We start from the raw sequence: 2,840 nt of genomic DNA, 5'->3' as shown, positions 1-2,840 counted from the left end.
AGTTGTTCAGTTGGCACACAAGAACAAGTTATACGATTAGAAAAATTAGAACGAATAGAAACCCGATGCGCCACGGCTTTTAGCCCGAACGTTGTAGGTAATTTGATGAACACCACCTATGAAAGTTCAATACTACATGTTCTTAATTCCTTTTTTTTTGATAGGGTGTCAAAAATCTAAAATAAATGTTGCTGAAGAAGAGGACAGTTTTGAAGAATATGTCTTCCCGAAATTTATTATGGATTTTTCAAATAGTGAATGTCAAAGACAATTAAAAGAAGCCAAAAAGGATTATGAAAACGGAAAACTAGTACATCAATTTCACGCATTTGAAAGTGATAGATTTAGTAAAGAATTTGAAGAGCTTTTAAACAAATATAAAATTGAATATGATGATAAAGGGGAATATCATATTGATGTCCAAGAATGTTATGGATGGTACATGGATAGTCTTATCTTCGTGAAATTTGGTGAAGATTTTATTTCTAATTTAAAAGAAAAGGCTGATAGCTTATTTTTGGCAAGATGGGAAACCAAAACATATTATTACTGGCACCTTGACGAAGAACCAAAGTATTCAGAAGGCTATGGCTTTTCAGATATTTTCATAAAAAATCGACTTTCTTTCCCAAAAAGCTGGGACACAATACCTATGCAAGACTGGCGTCAATACTTAAGCGTATGGGTAACAATAAGTAAAGAAGGGGAATTAGAAAAATGGGAACACGAAAACTATAACTTAAAAGGTACTAATATCGAGTTTTATGACCATTTGAAAAATCAAATAGACTCGTTATTAAAAAGAATGAATGTATGGGAGCCTGGGGTGTTAAATGGTAATAAAGTGACTTCCAAATATTTGATTGATATAAATTTAGATAAAAAACGATACTGAAAACTACCTGCAACAAAGACCTAAACTGCATTAAAACGCAGTTTAGCCAAGTCGTTGTGCATAATTATGAAAACAGTACTAAAATTAATCTTTCTGCTAATTATAAGCTTCTCGTGTTTTAGCCAAAACAGCAGAAATGAAAACCTGAATTTAGTATTTTATGATGTCTGTTCTGATAAAATAATTGAACCTAAATTTGAAGTTTTTTCAATGTCGGAACTGAATTATGATTACATAACAGTCTATAAAGAAATCGACGATTGGGTACTTCAATACACAACATCAATAAAAACCAAAAATGACACCATTAGAATTCCAAAAATTCTTTTTGCAGGCGGAAACGAATTGCATTCAAAACGTTGGACTTATTTGAATTGCGAGAAAGTTTGCGATGGAAAAGAAACAGATTTTTATGAAAACGGAAATAAGCGGACTGAAGGAACGTACAAAAATGGTAAACCGATTGAAATCAAAGAATATCGAAAAAATGGAACTTTAAGAGCTCAATACTTTTATGGAAATTTGACTCTTAACTATAAGCGTGTTGATTACTACGATGAAAATGGTGATTTGGAAGAATATCAAATTTATGAGAATAAAAAGAGGAAAACGATAATCAAAACATTTGATAAAAAGGGACAATTAATTGAAACGGAAACCGAAAAAAAATATATTGAACGGAATAAATAACTATGCACAACAATGTATAACCGCAATTACGGCGGATTCGACTACGTCCGAATCCACTCGGAATTGCGAGCGTTAGTGCCAAACTGAAAATTAACGCATATTAACCCGTAACTGACGGTTATACTAGACCGTTAGGGGGCATAAAAACAAGAAGTAATGAATCAAATATCTTGGAGACATCACTATATTCCTCAATTTTATTTAAACGGATTTACTTCATCAAAAGGACATTTTAAAATATATGATGTTCAAAAAAAGAAATTTATAAAAAATGGTAAAGACTTTTATCCTGAGTCATATTTCTTTGAGAAGGATGGGAATTCAATGATAACAGAAATTGGGAAAGCTGACTTCATTGAGGATTCATATAAAACCATGGATAACAAAGCAGCTGAAGTTTTTAATTGAATTAACAATTCTTCATCAAAAGAGAATTACAATATTGACGACAATGATATTGCTTTACTTCAATACTTTATTGGGATTATGTATTGGAGGATTCCAACTAATTATGACGAGATAAAAAATATCGTAGAGAGAAAAAGATTTAAAGAAATTGGATTAAAGATCGTAAATCAAAAAGGAGATGTTATTAATGATCAAGAAATTGAACAAAGACTGAAAAATGATGACAATTTTTTCAAAGCTATGAAATTTCACTTCCCAAGTATTTCATATCCAGATATTTTTAACTGTGAGACTCATTTACATATAGTTTCCCTCCCCAAAGGTCTTCCATCGATTTGTAGTGATAATCCAATAATTTGTAGAAGTCCTGAAACTTTTAGAGTTTATAATGATGATTTTATATTCCCCTTGACACCTACAACACTTTTTATTAGAGGTGAAAATTTAATTGATTTTATGAGCACTGTTAAAGTTGAAATTGATTTATTAACATTTAAACAATCAAAAAAGTATGTTAGTTGTACTGACGAAAATTATATCAGAGAATTGGAGAGAATGTCTCAACAAAATAACTACAATCTAAAAAATTTAAGATCTTCAATTTTTAGACAAATACTAAATTACGCCCCCTAACATTTTATATATTGCATAGCGGTTTCTGTGGTATGCGTAGCTCGGATTCCCGCATGATTGTCTCAGTCCTGTCGGACAGACAATCACCCGCAATCCGCTACGACAACATATAATTTACCGTTGGGTGCAAGCCAATGAAAAATAGATTATCAGAATGAATAAATATTTAGGCTCGTTTTTTCTACTTTTTGGAGTTTTGTTAGTTATTCAAAAC

Annotated in this window: 4 protein-coding genes; all 4 read left to right on the top strand. The window is 31.3% G+C overall.

Annotated features, from left to right (window positions below; genetic code table 11):
- Positions 1–118: 118 nt before the first annotated feature.
- The 4 genes from G460_RS0101165 (at position 119) to G460_RS23475 (ending at position 2,626) form a co-directional block, all read left to right on the top strand.
- Positions 119–895 (top strand): hypothetical protein, encoded by a 777-nt coding sequence (locus G460_RS0101165; protein WP_026953653.1) that lies wholly within the window; start codon positions 119–121, stop codon positions 893–895.
- Positions 896–961: 66 nt separating this feature from the next.
- Positions 962–1,585 carry a toxin-antitoxin system YwqK family antitoxin gene (locus G460_RS0101160; protein WP_026953652.1) on the top strand — a complete coding sequence of 208 codons (624 nt, stop codon included), beginning with the start codon at positions 962–964 and terminating at the stop codon, positions 1,583–1,585.
- Positions 1,586–1,741: 156 nt separating this feature from the next.
- A complete protein-coding gene (locus G460_RS23480; protein WP_026953651.1) occupies positions 1,742–1,993 on the top strand; it encodes a DUF4238 domain-containing protein in 252 nt (83 codons plus the stop codon).
- 78 nt (positions 1,994–2,071) lie between these two features.
- Positions 2,072–2,626 carry a hypothetical protein gene (locus G460_RS23475; RefSeq protein ID WP_026953650.1) on the top strand — a complete coding sequence of 185 codons (555 nt, stop codon included), beginning with the start codon at positions 2,072–2,074 and terminating at the stop codon, positions 2,624–2,626.
- The last annotated feature ends 214 nt before the right edge of the window (positions 2,627–2,840 follow it).

The sequence above is a fragment of the Algoriphagus vanfongensis DSM 17529 genome (assembly GCF_000429465.1).
In the GTDB taxonomy this organism is placed as follows: domain Bacteria; phylum Bacteroidota; class Bacteroidia; order Cytophagales; family Cyclobacteriaceae; genus Algoriphagus; species Algoriphagus vanfongensis.
Note: the sequence above shows the minus strand (reverse complement) of the source record. Positions and strands in the feature narration are given on the sequence as shown.